Raw genomic sequence first — 16419 nt, 5'->3', positions numbered from 1 at the left:
CATCTTGGAGGATACCTTTTTTGATGTCGGGGTCTAAGCCCAAGTGGAAAAAGTGAACTTAATTCTCTCCACATCCCTTTTTCGCAAACGTTAGTGGGAAAAAGGACCCCTAATTTATCTGATTCTCTCTCTTTCAGGGGAATAGGCTTCAATGAAGTCTGCTTTTTCCCACTATTTCTTCTACCGTCAGCTTTTCCGTCCATTTAGGTTTACTAATTCCACTTCACTTCATTTTACTCCACTTTCCTACCCCAGCTATCCCGTTAGCTCCAGCTTGCACCTTATCCACAATAAAAGAAATTCAAGTATCGTTAAAATTGGAAATCCTCATCCTTCAGCGGTTCCACGTTAAGCGCCCGGATATATCCGTTGCCTTTCTTGGAGAAGAAATCATGCTGCTTGGTGTGGGTGCTGATGCCGTTCTGGACAATCGGGTTAATCTCTTCCTCGTCGAACAGGGGGTCATGGCCCAGATTCATCATCGCTTTGTTGGCGTTGTATCTGAGGAAGGTCTTGACCTCGTCCACCAGCCCGATGGAAGCATAAATCTGCTCCGTATAGCGCTCTTCATTCTCATGCAGCAGGCGGAGCAATCCCACCAGCGTCTGGTGCAGGTCGCGCTGCCCGTCTTCCGGGAGTCCGTCAAAGATCTCCTGTGCCAGCACACCTACATAAACCCCGTGAATGCTCTCATCCCGCAAAATAAGGTCGATAATCTCGCCGCTGCAGGTCATTTTGCCCTGACCGGCCAGATAGAGCGGATAGAAGAAGCCGCTGTAGAACAAGTAGCTCTCCAGCAGCACGGAGGCTGCCATGGCGAGGTACAGATCCCCGGGCGACTCTATGCTTTTGTAATATTGTGAGATGGTCTCCGCCTTGAATTGCAGGAACGGATTTTCTTCCACCCAGCGGAATACACTGTCTATCTCCTCTGTGGAGGCCAGAGTGGTGAAGATGCTGCTGTACGACTTGGCGTGAATCTGTTCCATCATGCCCATGAAGCCCAGCACAGCCTTGCGCTGAAGGCCTTCCACATGCTCCATAATCTGCGGCATGCCTACTCCGCCCTGAATTGTATCCAGCAGCGTCAGGCCGCCCAGTACTTTCATATAAGAGTCCTTTTCCTGCTCACTGAGCGTGAGCCAGGACATTTTGTCATCGGATAACGGGATTTCATCATCCGTCCAGAACTGCATAATATTCTGATTCCAGAACATCAAAGAGAAGTCATCGTCGGGACGGTTCCAGTTCACAGCTTGAATAGCGCTCATAATCGTGCAGTCTCCTTTTTTGCGGCTCCAGCCTTCCATTTAGATCGAGCAGGTGAGGCATTCCTCGACGGACAGCTTTTTGGTCCGGGTGTAATACAGCGACTTCAGTCCTTTATGCGCCGCATACAGGTAGGAACGGGCCAGCTCCCGGGTGGATACATCACTGTTGACATGCAGAACGGCCGAGATGCCCTGGTCGATATGGGGCTGAATCTCCGCGATCAGGTCTATGACCTTGAACTGGTCCATCTGGTAAGCCGATTTATAGAAAAACACATTGTCCGGCCGCAGGTACGGCATCGGATAGTAAGTGGTTGAATTGGCATAGGTCCGGGTCTCAATCTGCTCGACAATCGGCATCACGCTCGAAGTGGCATTCTGGATATAGGAAATGCTGGCCGTCGGCGCAATCGCCAGGCGGTAAGCATGGTACAGGCCGCTCTCTTTTACTGCATCCCGGAGCTGTTCCCAGTCAGCAGGGGAGGGGATAAACATATCACCGAACAATGCCTGCACTCTTGGTGTAACCGGGCGGTAATCCGTAGTCAGATAACGCTCAAAATAAGCTCCGGAGGCATAGTCGGATGCCTCGAAGCCATGGAAAGAGCGGCCGGTTGCAGCGGCAATCTCCATGCTTTTCTCCAGCGAGTGGAAGTTCATGGTCATGAAGAAGGTCCGTGCGAAGTCGCGGGCCTGTTCGCTTTCATAAGCAATGTTGTTCTTCGCGAGATAGCCGTGCAGATTCATGGCACCGAGGCCGACAGAGTGCATCTCGTTGTTAGCCTTCGCTACGCCCGGGGCATTGGAGACGCTGGTCATATCGCTGACAGCGGTAAGTGCAAGCATGCCCTCATGCACCGATTCACGGAGCTTGCCGTGCTCCATCACGTTGACAATATTCAGAGAGGCCAGATTGCAGCTTACGTCGCGGCGGATTACGTCTTCTTGGCCATAGTCGCCAATCTCCGAGGTTTCCTGCAGCTGGAAGATTTCCGTACACAGGTTGGACATCTTGATCTGTCCGACGTTTTTCAGGACATGGGCCGCATTGGCATTGCTCTTGTTCATGATATAAGGATAGCCGGATTCCAGCTGGATCATGGCAATTTTGGTCAGCATATCCCGTGCGCCCATGGCCTTCTTCTTCTTGACACGCGGATCAGCCAGCAGCTTGTCGTACATGTCGTCCAGGTCCATATCGTCGAGATGCGTGCCATAGGCCCTGTACACACTGTAAGGGGCAAATACATGCAGCGGTTCATTATCCTTCGCGAGCTTATAGAAGCGGTTCGGAATGATCAGGCCGATGGAGAGGGTCTTGAGTCTTGTTTTCTCATCGGCATTGATTTTCTTGCTGTCAAGGAATTCCAGAACATCCCAGCCAAAAATATTATAGTAAGCTGCTCCCGAGCCTTTGCGCTGGCCCATCTGATCCGCATAGGAAAAGCCGTCCTCCATGAGCTTGAGCACAGGCATAATCCCCTTGGCCGCGCCCTCGACACCCTTGATCGTAGGTTGACTGCCACACCGCCGCCGATCTTCGACAGCTGCATGCAGGTATTGAGCACGTAGTTGATGGAATTCAGCGAGTCGTCCATCTCGATAAGGAAGCAGGAGACCAGCTCCCCGCGCCGGCTCTTACCTGCATTCAGGAAGGTAGGGGTAGCCGGCTGCAGACGCTGCTCCATCATTGAACGGGCAAGCAACCCGGCAGTACCGGCGTTGCCGCGGCCCAGGTGAAGGGCGACTGCCGCTACACGGTCCGGGAAATGCTCCAGATATTGCTTGCGGTCATTGCTTTTTACAGCGTAATCCGTATAGAACTTCGAGGCGGCCATATAAGAGGGGAAGCTGAAGTTATACGCATGGGTAATCCTGTAGATTTCCTCAATCTCCGCCGTGCTGTATTGCGCATAGAAGTTCTCGTAATAGTCCTGTTCGATCATGTAATCAACCTTAGCTTTGGTGTCCGCAAAAACCAGGCTCCGCCGCTCCACATCCCGCATAAATTCGGCTACCGCCTCAAGATCTTTGTCCAGTTGGAAGAAGCCGCTCTCGTCCCGCTTCATTAGCATGTTGTTCAGTTCAATATGCCGCAACCCGGCTCACCTCCTGTTTAATCCGTTCCACATCGCCAAAGGTACCCGATAGCTCGAATTTTCCGATAACCGGCACGTTGTACCGGTCCGCAATCAAGTCCGCGCTATGCGCGAACAGCACGCCCCAGTTCTTGTTGCCGCTGGCGGCGGTTCCTCTGAGATTGGCATAATTGTTCTTCAGGAAAGCAGACACCTTCTCTGGAATCGGCGGGCAAGCTTGAAATACAGGAATGCAGCAAAAGTTCTACCCGAAAAGCTAATCCTGGAAATTCAAAAATATATCCAAGGAGAAACACTGTATATTCCCAAGCTGGAGGCGGATTATAAGAATTGGGGAAGCCTGAGCGGAGGAAGACGGCTGCTGGATCAGCGGAATGAGCGCATCAGAGATGCTTTTCATAGCGGCATTAGTATCGAGTGGCTGGCAAAGGAATATTTCCTCTCCGCCGACACCATTAAGAAAATTGTATATTCGCACAAAAAGTAAAGACGGCACTGGTGAAGATTCTTCATCAGTGTTTTTTGTTTTATGCCGACAATGATTCTAAATCATTGTTTTCATGTTCGAAGCTCCCTGTATCTTTTAGAATAAGGTGGTACGGAAAACCAAGAAAATGAGGGGATTATGGTATGGGTGAGCCAGCAAGCAGAAGCAGACATCTGATTGATCAAGAAATCATCGGTGTACTCGATGTAATACCAACAACTGATCTTACCGAAACGGCACTTATGGAATCGCGTAAGAATCAGACGCAAATGATGCCGCAGACCGATGTAACGCAGATCTTCCCGGTTGTATTAGAGGAACAGAGGGTGCCAAGTTACTTTGGCGGTCCGGATATTCGCATTGAAATCATTAGGCCAAAACAAGCGGAATATAATAAGCTGCCTCTATATTATTGGATTCACGGGGGCGGAATGGTCCTGGGCAGTCCAGTCGTTGATCGTCCGGCTAATGCGTCACTTGCTGCACAGCATAGTTTTTGCTGCGTATCTGTGTACTACGGCTTGGCTCCCGAGCATGTTCAGCCCAGTCAGCTGCAAGACTGCTATTCCGGCCTAAAATGGTGTATTGAGCATGCAGAGGAACTGGGGATAGATATACAGAGGATTGCCCTCGCGGGCGGAAGCGCCGGCGGCGGATTAGCAGCCGGGCTGGCATTATACATTCGTGATCAGAGGGAATTCACGGTCCATCATCTTAGACTATTGAGACCTATGCTGGATGACCGGACAAGCATAACGCCGGATCACCCGTATGCCGGAGAGTTTATCTGGACCCGGCCAAGCAATTATTTTGGCTGGAAAGCAGTATTGGGGCATGAGCCCGGCCGGGAGGCGGAAAGTGAGTATTATGTGCCAGCGCGTGCAGCATCACTGGCCGGGTTGCCGCCTGTGTATATGAATATAGGTACCGTTGATTTATTCATCGATGAAGCGCTGCTATTCGTAAAACAGCTGGTTTTTGACGGTGTCCCGGCAGAGCTGCATGTCTATCCAGGGTACCATCATCTGTCGCCGATATATCCGGATGCCCATTATTCACGGGAAGGCGCCAAATCAAGTGAACACGCCTTGCTGAAAGCCCTACAGCTGCTCTGATCTTGAGGTCCGAAAAGGTCTGTAGAAGGCGCGGATGTCCTCGGCCAGCAGCTCCGGTTCTTCCATGGCGGTAAAATGTCCACCGCGGGGCATTGAAGTCCAGCGGGTTATATTCAGGCTGCGCTCAGCCCATGTTCTGGGCGGCAGCAGGATATCTGCCGGGAAAAGCGCAATGCCTGCCGGTACCTCTATGCGGCCGAGTGAAGGCAAGGAATGCGTATTCTCATAATACATATGCGCCGATGATCCAATCGTGTTGGTGACCCAATAGATCATAATATTGGTGAGCAGCTCGTTTTTGCTAAATCTAAGCTCCAGATCACCGCTGCAATCGCTCCATGAACGGAATTTCTCAACCAGCCAGGCAGCCAGCCCTACGGGTGAATCGGATAGTCCAAAGCTAAGCGTCTGCGGCTTGGTCGATTGAATGGACATATAGGCGCCTTCAAGGGAAATCCACTCCTGAGCCTGCTGCTTGTATCGCAGCTCTTCTTCCGAAAGCTCTGCCTGAGCTTGTGAAGCCAGCAGATCTCTGATGATGCCGATGTCGGTCAGATGGATTCCTATGAGCAGTTCGGGATGGCTTGCTGCAAGATATCTTGTAACACCTGAGCCCATATCCCCGCCTGCGGCAGCAAACCTGCTGTAGCCGAGTTCTTCGGTCATGAGCTTAGCCCATATTCCGGAAACACGTGAATTGTTGATTCCACTGTGGCCAGGACGGCCGGAGAAGCCAAACCCGGGCAGTGAAGGGACAATGACATCGAAGGAGTCCTCAGGGTCACCGCCATAAGAAGCGGGATCAGTAAGCAGAGGGATAATCTTCCGGTAACGCAAGTAACTGTCCGGCCAGCCGTGGGTAAGAATCAGGGGGATGGGATTAGGCCCTGTGCCGCGCTCATGCACGAAGTGTACAGCTATTCCGTCAACCGTACTGCGAAACTGGGAGAAGCGGTTCAATTCGGCTTCTTGTGCACGCCAGTCAAAATCGTCCCGCCAATACGAAACAAGCGATTGCAAATAACCTAATTCCGTACCTCTTTCCCAACCGGAGTCTTGCAATTGGCCGGGCCAGCGGACGTGATCCAGCCTGTATTTCAGGTCGTCAAGCACTTCATCAGATACCTGGATTTGAAAACGTTCAACAGTCATAATGGACTCTCCTTCCCGTAGCACATCGTTATTATATCTCTTGATTTTGTGTGATACACTGTTATAAATGAAGCATTTGACTATACTATTGGACAGGTGACGACGATGCCGCAAATTGACCGATATAAAAAACGCACGGTTCACATTGAATTTGCAGCAGTGGAGGATTTTAATATTCTTCCCTATCCGGAACGTTATACTCTGCTGTTTGTTACGTCCGGGAGCATCAGCGGCACATTAAATGCACGGCCAATAGCTATCGCTGCCCCCGGTGTGCTTTGCTTGGCTGAAGATGCTGAGATACAGATAATTGAGATGAATGACGTAGCTGCACAATCCTTCAGCTTTCATCCGGATTTCCTTAACACTGTCACTCTTTCTGGTCCAGAGGATTACTTTCCCGCCAATCCGAGAATACAAACGGGTCTTTCACTTTTTCAAGGTGATCATTTAAATTCAGGGGTACCCCGTGTAACCGAAAAAGCATTTCCAATTTTATTGGAATGGTTTTTTGTGCTTGGAACAGAGGTGTATGCCCAAAGTGATGAACTATGGGTGTGCAGAATAAAAAAATACCTGATCCAAATGTTAGGGCTGCTTGAGGATTTGAACCGTGATAGAGAGCATTCACCTGTTGATCTGGTAATGGATTATATACACACTAATTATCCCAACAGGATTGCGTTGAAAGATTTAACGAATTGCGCCCGTTTGAATCGCGTATCCCTCAATAAGCTGTTCCGGGAGCGATGCGGAAATACAGCCGTTGGCTACTTGCTTTCGCACCGTCTGAAGGTTGCGGGGGAGCTTTTAACGCATACAGATATGAACCTGAATGAAATTGCACATTCCACCGGATTTGAGTATGACACCTACTTCATTAAACAATTTACAGCTAAAAAAGGGATGTCGCCCACAACGTACCGGAAAACCTCCCGCAAGCTGGCTCTTGTTCAATAGGAGACTTTGTCTACACTAACTTTCAACATCAGACCTTCCTCTGTATTCACTCGGGGTTAAGCCTACGAACTTTTTAAACTGCCGCATAAAATGCACATCGTTCTCATACCCGCAAATGCCGGAAACCTGGCTTATCGCATACGGGGTGTTCTTCAGTAAATATGAGGCATATCCCAGTCTGTTGAGGATGATGTCGTTTATTACTGATATCCCAAAGATTTGTTTGTACATATGCTGAAAATAGGAACGGCTCATATTCAGCTTATCCGCCAAAGCTTCTACTGTATACCAAGTCGAAGGAGCGTTGAAAACCTCATTCCGCAGGTTCAGGAACTGATCATAGTATTTACTGACTTGATTACGGGACTCCACATGATTTCGGATATCGCTAAGCTTCATAAAAAGGCAACGAATGGTATAATCGGTAATTTCATTGCGGAAGGTTCCGTTTTGCAGATTCTCCCAATGAATATCGTTCACTTTTCTGGAGATATAGAAGGGGTCATATGCCTTGATTAAGGTATCCAAAGGAAGGTTCAGCCGATCAAAAAAAGCATCCGCAGCCTCCATATCAAAATGGAACCAATCATGAATCAGCGGCTGTTCAGCATCCCGGTAGAAATACGGGCTGTTTTTGTTATAAATAATAAATGTGTTAGGTTCAGCCATCACCGTTTGTGATCGGATTTGAAGCTCCATTTTGCTCCGGAAAAACACAAAAACATAATCGCCGGAGCCTCCCGGGCGATCAACGGTGAAGCCCTCCGGATGAATCACGTTATAGCCGCATCTCTTAAGCTGTATCAAACAAGCTCCACTCCCCGAAAAGATTATAGATCAGTCATTAAATAGGATAAATCATTTTCTTTTAATGAACAAGATAGTAATCTGTGATAAGAAATACAGATAATATTTCAGTAATGAGAGAGGATAGGTGCCAAAGTGCCAGCAGCAGCTACGAAATTTTATATAAAAAACTATCCGCGGCCCCAATTTGTGCGCAGCCATTGGCTGGATCTTAACGGGGAGTGGGATTTCAGCTTCGATGATGCCAAAGCCGGCGATGCGGAGCGCTTTATGGACCATTTTCCGGCCGCGCAAAAAATAAACGTTCCATTTACCTATGAGACTGTGGCGAGCGGGATCGGCGAGGAGAAATTCCATCCGCAGATCTGGTACCGCAGAAAACTGACGCTTTCTCCGGAGGCGGAAGGGAAGCGGACGATGCTGCATTTCGAAGGCGTGGATTATAAAGCGGCCTGCTGGGTGAACGGCAGCTTTGCGGGGGAGCATGAAGGGGCGTACGCCCGGTTTTCCTTTGATATTACCGGCCTGCTTATGCAAGAGGACGAAAATGAAATCGTGCTGAAGGTGGAAGACAGCGACAGCTGTCTTCAGCCCCGGGGGAAGCAGCGCTGGGCCGGCCGCAATCATGATTCGTTTTATGTGCAGACGACAGGCATTTGGAAAAGCGTTTGGCTCGAGCATGTCCATGAAACCCGCCTGGACAAGGTGAAAATGACGCCGGACATCGACCGCCAGATGATCCGGTTTGATTTCAGCATGCACGGTACGAAAGACAAAAAGGATCTCCGGCTGGAGACGGAAATTACATTTAAGGACGAAACGGTAAGAAAGCTGAGCCTTTCGGTGGACAGAGCCTCGCTGACCGTGGAAACCGGCATGATGAGCGGCATCAACGGCCCATGGCTGCAAAACCTGTGGTCGCCGGGCAATCCGAATCTGTTTGACGCGGAATTTGTGCTGTACGAAGGAGAACGGGAGATCGATAGGGTCGGCTCTTATTTCGGCATGCGTAAAATCTCGATCAAGGGCGGCCAAATCCTGCTGAACAATATTCCCCTTTACCAAAGACTGATCCTGGATCAGGGCTACTGGCCCGAAAGTCATTTGACGCCTCCGTCCGAGGACGCGCTGATAGAAGATATCGAGGCAATCGCCGGGATGGGCTACAACGGCTTGCGCAAGCATATGAAGATCGAAGACGCCCGGTTCCTGTACTGGTGCGATGTCAAAGGCATGCTGGTCTGGTCCGAAATGGCGGCCGCTTATGAATTTAACGATGAGGCCGTAGAGCGGTTTACCAAGGAATGGCTGGAGGCCGTGCAGCAGCAGTACAATCATCCCTGCATTATCACCTGGGTGCCTTTTAACGAATCCTGGGGTATTCAAAATATTATCCATGAAATCCGGCAGCAAAGGTTCACGGAAGGCATTTATCATTTGACCAAATCCATCGATCCATATCGACCGGTCATCACCAATGACGGATGGGAGCATACGGTTTCCGATATTTTGACCCTTCACGATTATGTGGAGCGGGGCGAGGATTTGTACGAAACCTACAAGGATAAGCACTCGATTACGGGCAGCAGCGGTACTTATAACGAATGGAAGTTTGCGTTCGCCCAAGGCTACAGCTACAAAGGACAACCGATTATCATCAGCGAGTTTGGAGGCATTGCCTTCAAAAGCGGACAGGGCTGGGGTTACGGCAATCAGGTGGATACCGAGGAAGCTTTCCTGGAGCGGTTCGGCAGTATAACCGGGGCAATTACAGCAATTCCGTTTATTTCCGGCTACTGTTATACGCAGCTTACGGACGTGCAGCATGAGGTGAACGGCCTGCTGACCGAGGACCGGAAGCCGAAAGTGGCGCCGGAGAAGATCCGGCAGGTTAATTTGGGGCAGAAAAACGGTAGCGCTGTGGCTATATTGCCGAATATGGCCAACTGACTGAAGATTAAATTCGTGTGATGACAACAAAAGCAGTCCATCCCCGGCAAAGGGCGGGCTGCTTTTGTCAGTTCCGTTTAGCGAGTATTCTGATATACGATATTTCCTTTTATTGTGCCGCCTGCAAGGAGCTGAATACAATATTGCGCAGCTTGCGGGTAATCGCCATCGTACCGGCATCTTTTTTCTGGATCATAAATAGTATGGTCAGACCGTCTTGAGGACTGTTGCAGAAGTACGCCCCAAGCCAGCCGTCCCAGCCGTATTCGCCTTTGCCGCCGATAATCCCGGCTTTCCCGGTGTCGTTCAGGATGCGCATCAGGTTGCCGTAGGTATGTCCGCTCAAGGTATGCCACGTATCGAAGCCCTTTTGCTGCCAAGCGGTTAAGGAAGGCGATGTTAAATACTGAACCGTTCTGGGCTGCAGCAATTGATGACCGTTTAAGCTGCCTTGCTTCATCAGCATCGTCGTAAATTTGGCGGCATCGTCAATCGTGGACGCAAGGCCCGCTCCGCCCGACTCGAATGCCGGATTGCGGTCCAGCTGATGGCTGATGCCCAGATGGCTTTCTGCGTACAGCTTCAAGCCGCCTTCGCCGTCATCCTGATAGGTTTTCGCCAGGCGGGCTCTTTTTTCTTCAGGCAGCCAGAAACCGGTATCTTTCATTTCCAGCGGCTCAAAGATTTCCTTCTTCAAAAATTCACCATACCGCATGCCGCTAACCGCTTCCACAATTGCTCCAAGGACATCCGCCGACGTTCCGTACTGCCAGTATGATCCCGGCTCGAACGAAAGAGGACCTTGTCCCAAACGGTTGGCGAATTCCATGGTGCCCATTGGGTTTTCACCGTATAGACGGCTGCCCAGCTCCTGGAATAAGGCCTCTGTGTGCTGCCCGGCCTTGTCGGTTCCGCCATACACCAGCCCAGATGTCATGTTGAGCAAATCCTGAATATTGACTTCCCGGCTGACCGGTACCAGCCCGCCGTTTCTCTCAACCTGCTGGTTTTTGAAGCCCGGGATATAGTGGCTTACCGGATCGAACAAATCGATATCCCCACGCTCCAGCAGCATCATAACGGCCGTGGCGGTAACCGGCTTCGTCATCGAATACAAACGGAAAATCGAATCCCTTGCAACAGGGCGCCCAGACTCAAGATCGGCCCAGCCGTCTTCATGATAAAAAACTTCGTTGCCGTCCTTGATCACCATGAAGTTTGCACCGGCGATTTCCCTGCTGCCGATACTTGCCCTCAGCGTTTTTTTCAATTGGTTGGTTAGGTTTGGCTCCAGCATTGTCACCTATGTCTCCTTCTTAATAAACTAAAGCGGTTCGCTATAGAAAATATTAAGCGCTTTTGGAGCGGTTGTATAGTGCCGTAACGAACTTTAACCACCGGATCGGCACGAGGGGGATACGACGCTTCCAACTGTTCTGCTTCTTCGTCGGTCAGCGTGACCGAGAGTGCCTTGATCGCCTCATCAATATGACTGGTCTTGACGGCCGGTTTATCCAGCAGGCGGATAAGCCGCACAACAGCATCCAGCATGGATACATCTAATTCGGCAACATTCGTACCGCGTTTGGAGGCTCTCCTGTGGTTCGCCTTGAGCTCATCATCGCTTAACTGAAGCGGCCTTCACCGAGTATTACCCCCTTTAGGCCTTGAACAACAATACAGAGCAAAGGGGAGCCATTGCTGAAAACTGTGGAATTCAATCAGCCTTACTGTTAATATAAGATTTACGCCAATAAAGGATGAGATATAGAAAAAGAGGACAGCTCAATGATGAAAATCTACAGACATAAAGCTTATTTTACCGGAGTACATGTTTTATTGTTTATTTTCTTGTCTGCAACACTGTATGCTTATTCCCCATGGATTCGGGTTAAGGTCAAAGAATTAATTGATCCTGCGGGTAATGTCTATACGATTGCCCACCGCGGCGCTTCAGGATATGCTCCTGAGAACACACTGCCGGCTTTCGAACTGGCAATCGGTATGAAGGCGGATTTCATTGAGCTGGACATCCACTTAACCATGGATCATATTCCTGTCGTGATTCATGATGAGAGCGTTAATCGCACAACCAATGGAAAAGGATATGTTAAAAACATGACCTTAGAGCAGATTACTCGGCTTGACGCAGGGTCATGGTTCAACAAGGCGTATCCGATGTTTGCCAGGGAGAGCTATGCAGGCATTACAATTCCCACACTTGAGCAGGTGTTTGATACTTTTGGCAAAAATATCAAATATATTCTTGAAATCAAGGATTCTACTCCAAACAATAATATTGAATCCTTAATAAACGAATATATTACGAAATATGATTTGGAAAAAGAGGTAGCCATTCATTCATTTAGTGCAGCCAGCTTGCGTAAGTTTCACCAAATCAATCCGGCTATTCCGTTATATCAGCTCGTATGGAATAATTATGCCGCATCGAGAGTCTCGGAATCATACCTGGCGGACGTGAAATCATACGCAGCGGGAATCAGTCCAAACTTTCAGGGAATCACTTCAGCTTATGTGGCGCAGGTGAAGAATTCTGGACTTAAGGTGATGCCTTATACGGTGAATTACCAAGTCAACATGGATAAAGCCTATCTTTGGGGGGTGGATGGAGTGTACACCAATTTTCCGGACCGTTTTCTTGAAGTCATTAATACCAACAGGGACAACGCTCAATGGTAACACAATTAAGCAGGAGACAGTTCAATTAACAGAGGCAGTCCGGGACTTTTATTGTCCGCGGCTGCCTCTGTTTGCGCATTCGGGAGCCGCTGCAATAATTATCTCTGAGGTACGGGAACGGGAATAACCTGCCGCCAATTATGGGCAAAATAAGCGTAATCTTTGTTGTAAGCCTGTCAAAATTTCTTCCGGCATTTCCCTGACCTTAATATCCCTGCCCAGAAAAAGTAGCCAATCGGTTATTTCGGCCACTTCTTCGGGCTTATCAACATGGATAAAAGTCTTTAATAAGGCTGTGGTCTGGTAAGGATTTGTGTAGGAAAGTGAAGCTTTTAAAGGATGGTATTTTTTAAACTGGGCAATCGCTTTTGGACCAAGCTCAAGGATCAGGTTGATTGCTTCCTCCTGCTTGCTCAGTTTTTCCAGGATCTTTTTCCGGCTTAATCTTTTTTTCGCCGGGCAGGGTATGACATCGGTAAGCAGGTCAACAGGATACAGCTGCTTCTTTTCCTCCCTTAAGTCAAAGCCCTCAATCAGCCAGAGGCTTTTTTCCCGATAAAGGTGCAGAAGATAAATTGGATAAGACTTGATTACCTTCTCTTCTTCGAGGGTTATCAATAAATAGCTGTCCACAAGCAGAATTTGAATCAGTTTTTCCAGCATGGGATGAGGGAGGTCTGAAAGATCAAGCAGGTCGGGATTGCTCGGATTGGTCCCTTCAAACAGCAAGATTTGATTTAATGAAAAAAGGTCATCCTGCTGGTTTTGTGAGATGAGGCTCAGTAATTTTTCGGTTAAAGACTGCCGGCTCTTTAGATAGGGGAGCTGTTGATTTCTGGTGGCCATAAAGGCAATAAACAGTGCTTTGACCTCATTCACGGTAAAGCGGACAACAGGAAGGACCGAGTTATGCATGACAAAATAGCCCCCGTCCCTCCCGACTTCAGCCACAAGCGGCATCCCCATGGCTTCGATTTCCCGGATATCTCGAATAGCGGTCGAACGGGAGATATTGAATTCCCGCATGATTTCAGCAATTGTAAAGCGGGAGCGGTTGTTGATATAGCGCATGATGATATTAATCCGTTCAACTTTTTTCATCGGGACTCCTAAACAGTATCATTTTTTGACATATTTTAAGGCTATCATATACTCATCAAGTGAAGAAGACAAATCATTTGATAATCTAACCAAAGAGGAAGGTTTTGAATATGGCGGATTATACCCTCGAACAAAAAGACAGCTTTACTGTGATCGGTTTAGGAACGGAGCTGAAGAGTGATTACAACGACTATGGGCGGATAAACAAGGAAAAGGCAGATTTTTGGCAGGCTGTCAGCAAAGATGGCCGGCTTGATTATTTAAAAGGCATAGCAGCGAATAACTATATTTTTGCCGTGAACGAAGCCGTGAACCACAAGATGATGCATTATGCCGGCGTCATGACCGGGGCAACGGCTCCAGAGGAAGCCAGAGTGATCCAATTTCCTAAGGGAGAATACCTGGTTGTTAAGGGGGAAGCGCAGACGGCTGACGAATTGAACAATAAGCTGGCCGGTATTGCCTTTGGCCAAGCCTTGCCGGATGCAAAGAATGTTGCCTATGTCGGGGGGCCAAATACTTCAGTTGAGATGGGGCAGCGGAACGGGTTGATTGTTGGTGAAATGTGGATTCCTGTGGTAAGGAAATAAAAAGTACAAGGAGAGATGGGCATGTCCTATACCGTTGATTTTAAAAATGTGTCTGCGGTTGGCCTAGAGTCTTCACCCGCAGCAGAAGCGCTTGCCGGCTTGCGTGCTAATGAAGCCCGTTACTTTATGAACAAATACAAGCATGAATTTACGGTTGTACCAGCCAGCGAAAGCCAGGAGACCCTTGATTATGTGAACCGGATTTTGAAAGAAGAGCGTGATATTGAGTTTTCGGCCAAGCCTTTGGAAACGTCGCGTTTTCAAGTGGAAAATATCCAATTTTCCTACGTCTTCTATGAAGACGGGCTTGCGCTCAACGTCATGTATACGATTGATGATCCTAAGAAGCGGGCCGTTGGCTTTAAGCTTTCCGAGGGGATGGAGGTGCCAAAAGAGTTGGAAGGAAAGTTTAAGTTTGCAAGGCAGAAGTCTAAGCTGGCGGGAACCATCCGCGGTTCATTTTTTGTTATTAAAGGAGAATATTAAAATAGAACGAAGGTAACGTTAGCGGGAAGCTGTTCCGCAGCGGTTAAGGGGCGTTCAATAAATGGTTCGGGGGATTGCAATAATGAAACCGTCAGTGCAAAAAATTCGCGATTTAACCTTGGTGCGAAGAGCGGGAAGCCGCTTGCTGGTCATTGGCTGTGACTCCAGCGCAAGTATCGGGAATAAGCCGATGGATGCAGTGCAGACTCCGCCGGATATCGTCGGCTATTATACAGCCCGGGTTGCGGTGATGGAAGTTCTGTCCATAGGGGCGGACATTCTTACCGTAGTGGATACGTTGGCTGTGGAGAAGTATCCGACAGGGAGCGGAATTATCCGCGGGATACAAAAACTGTTGGACGAAGCCGGACTTACGGAGGCTCATTTGAATGGCAGTACAGAGGACAATTTCAACACATGCCAGACCGGCGTAGGGATTACCGTTATCGGGGAAACCGATGAGGAACGGCTGAAGCTGATGCGGTCGCTTGCCGGAGATTGTGTAGTTATGCTGGGGGAACCGCTGGTCGGGAGCGCAGTATTGGAACAAGGGGCAAGACTATGCAGCATCCGGCAGCTGCAGTCACTTGCAGCCTCGCCTGAGGTGCATGAGATTCATCCGGTCGGCTCTAAGGGGGCCGGGTATGAGGCAGAACTTCTGGCTGAGCTGAACGGCTGCAGCTTTCAGGCAATACCAGGGATCACGGAGAAGCTGAATGCCTCGGGAGGTCCGTCGACGGCAGTGATTTTCTCAGCGGCAGAGGGCAAGCTTGAAACCATCCAATCCGAAATTGGCGGAGAGCTGGAGATCATCGGCCGTTTGCTTCCCCTCAGGCGATAGAGAGCAACAGATAATTAATCTATAGGCTGATTTCAGCCGGATTAGTTGTACTTTTTCCCACTAAGGATCATCCGGAATCCGAATGCGCTACCTTAGTGTTCCTTTTTCCCGCTAAGGCTGGCTGCAAGGGCTTACCGGATCTGAAGCTCTTTCGGATGAAGGCACAATGAAAGAAAGCGAATAGAATGGGCACCAGGACACCCGCGGGTGTCTTTTTTTATTGTTTAGGAAATTATGAATTGCTTTTGCTGTGGATAAGGTGTGTATAAAGTTGGGGGTAAGTTGAAGATGTGGTCATCGTGCTGAACCTGCGGGTTGCGCTTTGCAGGAGGAACAGCGGAATTTGAGGAGCTAACCGGAACCGCGGGGTGGGGAAGTGAAGTACAATGAAGCGAAGTGGAATTAGTGAACTTAAATGGACAGAAAAGCTGGCGGCAGAGGCAATAGTGGGAAAAAGTAAAATTAATTTCAGTGTATTTCCCTGTAGAGGGTAGAATCGGATGAATTAGGTATCCTTTTTCCCACTAACGCTTGCGATGAAGGGTATTTAGGAAGAATGAAGTTCACTTTTTCCACTTGGGCTTGCCGCCGGCCGGTCCCGGCAGCCAACCTTGAATTTGAAATCTCAAACGGCTGCGCTGGCCAGTCAAGGACGGCATAGCCGTTTTGTTCATGAGAAGAATTTATGTTTTGGGGTCCCCGCAAAGTACCTGAGTCATCATCGAAGCCAAGGCCCCGCTTTGTGGGGTTATTTTGTTACGAATAAAACAGCGTCTATTTTAATTAAGCCCAAAAATAAAAAGTCGATTTTAGGCCTAAAGTGCGTTTTTTTGCGAAGAATCTATTCCCAGCATTTGATA

13 protein-coding genes and 3 pseudogenes are annotated in these 16419 nt (G+C 49.0%); 8 read left to right on the top strand and 8 right to left on the bottom strand.

Annotated features, from left to right (window positions below; translation table 11 throughout):
- Positions 1-311: 311 nt before the first annotated feature.
- The 3 genes and pseudogenes from nrdF to HYD27_RS04370 all read right to left on the bottom strand — a co-directional run.
- Positions 312-1271: a class 1b ribonucleoside-diphosphate reductase subunit beta gene (gene nrdF, locus HYD27_RS04380; protein WP_219211863.1), complete on the bottom strand. Its 960-nt coding sequence runs from the start codon at positions 1269-1271 to the stop codon at positions 312-314.
- Positions 1272-1310: 39 nt separating this feature from the next.
- Positions 1311-3370: pseudogene (gene nrdE, locus HYD27_RS04375) on the bottom strand (class 1b ribonucleoside-diphosphate reductase subunit alpha).
- Positions 3357-3575: pseudogene (locus HYD27_RS04370) on the bottom strand (class Ib ribonucleoside-diphosphate reductase assembly flavoprotein NrdI); the annotation flags it as partial. The pseudogenes nrdE and HYD27_RS04370, both read right to left, overlap by 14 nt.
- Positions 3576-3587: 12 nt before the next feature.
- Here HYD27_RS04370 and HYD27_RS04365 point away from each other — a divergent pair.
- A complete protein-coding gene (locus HYD27_RS04365; protein WP_219211861.1) occupies positions 3588-3857 on the top strand; it encodes a CD3324 family protein in 270 nt (89 codons plus the stop codon).
- Positions 3858-4000: 143 nt separating this feature from the next.
- Positions 4001-4972 carry an alpha/beta hydrolase gene (locus tag HYD27_RS04360; protein ID WP_219211859.1) on the top strand — a complete coding sequence of 324 codons (972 nt, stop codon included), beginning with the start codon at positions 4001-4003 and terminating at the stop codon, positions 4970-4972.
- On the opposite strand, the gene HYD27_RS04355 is transcribed toward HYD27_RS04360, so the two are convergent.
- A complete protein-coding gene (locus tag HYD27_RS04355; protein ID WP_219211856.1) occupies positions 4958-6124 on the bottom strand; it encodes an epoxide hydrolase family protein in 1167 nt (388 codons plus the stop codon). The genes HYD27_RS04360 and HYD27_RS04355 overlap by 15 nt on opposite strands.
- Positions 6125-6229: 105 nt before the next feature.
- Here HYD27_RS04355 and HYD27_RS04350 point away from each other — a divergent pair, with 105 nt between their 5' ends.
- The gene (locus tag HYD27_RS04350; RefSeq protein ID WP_219211854.1) at positions 6230-7084 is read left to right on the top strand and encodes a helix-turn-helix domain-containing protein; all 855 of its coding nucleotides are present in this window, start codon (positions 6230-6232) and stop codon (positions 7082-7084) included.
- 15 nt (positions 7085-7099) lie between these two features.
- Here the strand turns inward: HYD27_RS04350 and HYD27_RS04345 are convergent, their stop codons facing one another.
- Positions 7100-7891: a helix-turn-helix domain-containing protein gene (locus tag HYD27_RS04345; RefSeq protein WP_220101488.1), complete on the bottom strand. Its 792-nt coding sequence runs from the start codon at positions 7889-7891 to the stop codon at positions 7100-7102.
- Between the two features lie 135 nt (positions 7892-8026).
- Here HYD27_RS04345 and HYD27_RS04340 point away from each other — a divergent pair, with 135 nt between their 5' ends.
- The gene (locus HYD27_RS04340) at positions 8027-9841 is read left to right on the top strand and encodes a glycoside hydrolase family 2 protein (protein WP_219211853.1); all 1815 of its coding nucleotides are present in this window, start codon (positions 8027-8029) and stop codon (positions 9839-9841) included.
- Positions 9842-9950: 109 nt separating this feature from the next.
- Here HYD27_RS04340 and HYD27_RS04335 read toward each other — a convergent pair whose 3' ends face one another.
- Together HYD27_RS04335 and HYD27_RS04330 are read right to left on the bottom strand one after the other, a co-directional pair.
- The gene (locus HYD27_RS04335; protein ID WP_219211851.1) at positions 9951-11138 is read right to left on the bottom strand and encodes a serine hydrolase domain-containing protein; all 1188 of its coding nucleotides are present in this window, start codon (positions 11136-11138) and stop codon (positions 9951-9953) included.
- Between the two features lie 2 nt (positions 11139-11140).
- Positions 11141-11437 (bottom strand): annotated as a pseudogene (locus HYD27_RS04330) (hypothetical protein); the annotation flags it as partial.
- A gap of 192 nt (positions 11438-11629) precedes the next feature.
- Between HYD27_RS04330 and HYD27_RS04325 the strand changes: the two are divergent.
- Positions 11630-12541 carry a glycerophosphodiester phosphodiesterase family protein gene (locus HYD27_RS04325; RefSeq protein WP_219211849.1) on the top strand — a complete coding sequence of 304 codons (912 nt, stop codon included), beginning with the start codon at positions 11630-11632 and terminating at the stop codon, positions 12539-12541.
- A gap of 138 nt (positions 12542-12679) precedes the next feature.
- Here the strand turns inward: HYD27_RS04325 and HYD27_RS04320 are convergent, their stop codons facing one another.
- Positions 12680-13642 carry a helix-turn-helix transcriptional regulator gene (locus tag HYD27_RS04320; protein WP_219211847.1) on the bottom strand — a complete coding sequence of 321 codons (963 nt, stop codon included), beginning with the start codon at positions 13640-13642 and terminating at the stop codon, positions 12680-12682.
- A 110-nt stretch (positions 13643-13752) separates the two neighbouring features.
- On the opposite strand from HYD27_RS04320, the gene HYD27_RS04315 reads away from it, so the two are divergent.
- The 3 genes from HYD27_RS04315 (at position 13753) to HYD27_RS04305 (ending at position 15559) form a co-directional block, all read left to right on the top strand.
- Positions 13753-14232: a GyrI-like domain-containing protein gene (locus HYD27_RS04315; RefSeq protein ID WP_219211845.1), complete on the top strand. Its 480-nt coding sequence runs from the start codon at positions 13753-13755 to the stop codon at positions 14230-14232.
- A 21-nt stretch (positions 14233-14253) separates the two neighbouring features.
- A complete protein-coding gene (locus tag HYD27_RS04310; protein ID WP_219211844.1) occupies positions 14254-14718 on the top strand; it encodes a phage tail protein in 465 nt (154 codons plus the stop codon).
- A gap of 82 nt (positions 14719-14800) precedes the next feature.
- Complete coding sequence (locus HYD27_RS04305) at positions 14801-15559, top strand: AIR synthase related protein (protein WP_219211843.1); 759 nt, start codon at positions 14801-14803, stop codon at positions 15557-15559.
- Positions 15560-16419: the final 860 nt, after the last annotated feature.

It is taken from the genome of Paenibacillus sp. S150 (assembly GCF_019352175.1).
Taxonomy (GTDB): Bacteria; Bacillota; Bacilli; order Paenibacillales; family Paenibacillaceae; genus Paenibacillus_AQ.
The sequence above is the reverse complement of the archived record's forward strand: the minus strand, read 5'-3'. Positions and strand labels throughout refer to the sequence as shown.